This is a genomic window from Mesorhizobium sp. LNHC229A00, from assembly GCF_000502415.1.
Lineage (GTDB): Bacteria > Pseudomonadota > Alphaproteobacteria > Rhizobiales > Rhizobiaceae > Mesorhizobium.
The window spans coordinates 1-1105 of the sequence record NZ_AYWQ01000090.1 but is presented as its reverse complement, the minus strand read 5'-3'; the positions used below and the strand labels follow the sequence as shown (position 1 = coordinate 1105).

Genomic DNA, 1105 nt, shown 5'->3' with positions numbered 1-1105 from the left:
CAGGAATTGGTCACAATCCGCTTCCGGCGGCTGGTTGAGATCCGATGGGAGAGGCGTGTGGTATGGCGGGACGAGTGACTAACTAGCCAAAATCCTTGAAGCTGTTGAGTATCGATGTCTTGACGTCGGGTATCTTGTCGAGAGCGGGATGATCGCTGTCTTCATTGTGCTGAAAAAGAATATGGCCTCGCACGGTCAGAACTCCGTTGCTCACATCAGTACGTTGAGCGAGCGCTAGCTCCTCCTCCTTGGAATTGGGCAGCGACCTCATAAGCGTATGCCAAGTAAGAGACGCCAGTTCGTTCACTACTGCCACCATCGGCCTCCCGATCTTTTTTTCGACGCTTTCGGGGCGGCCGCCGTGCATTAGGGTATTTCTAGCTTCAAAAAAGCGCTTGGATACTTCTTCGGCTTTCTTGCCGGCAATTTGCGCTATCAATTCATCAATTGCCTGTTTGGCCATCGGAAATCGAGTGGCTGGTGTGCCGCACGAGCAGACCAAAGGTGAATGACAATGGCGACAGGTTATCGGCACCTGTTCGTTGGTTTTGAGGTTTTCGGCCATGATCTCTAGCGCATGCCAAAACCGCACAAACTGGTCTTCCGATGACCCCTCTAGAAGCCCGTAGCGGAAGTACTTCAGCGCCTTCCATGCATAGGGCTCAAGGTCCATTTGCGATATCGTTCGAACAGACTGAAGCAGATCGTCTGCGAGTGCCGGTTCGGGGGGATAGCGGGCATCCTGCTCGACGAAAGTGAATAGTCTCCGTTCGACCTTGCGAGATTCCCACTCAACTGATCGTATGGGCCTGATGATCGTGAATCTCGCTCGCGTCACCAAAGCCAAGACGTCAAGCCATTGCGCCAAGATTCCCCTCTGCTCGTTTGCTGCGTCCTTCAGGTCGGTAACCGGCCCGGTGACAGCCCCGATCAACTCAATGACATGACACTCATGGTCGGTTGACCCGTTCCGCAATTCGATCACAAGATCGCCCGTATCGACCAAGGTTCCGACTTGACCACTCTCGGGAAAAACCAAATCCGGTTCGATGGAAAATTCGGTCCTGGCTATCGGCATGCAGCACCCCAGCGCCCAGCAACGAGG

1 protein-coding gene is annotated in these 1105 nt (G+C 54.0%); it reads right to left on the bottom strand.

Annotated elements, in window-relative coordinates; translation table 11 throughout:
• Positions 1-82 precede the first annotated feature (82 nt).
• Positions 83-1105 (bottom strand): hypothetical protein (locus X742_RS140435; RefSeq protein ID WP_210164360.1); only part of this gene is annotated, 1023 nt, incomplete at its 5' end.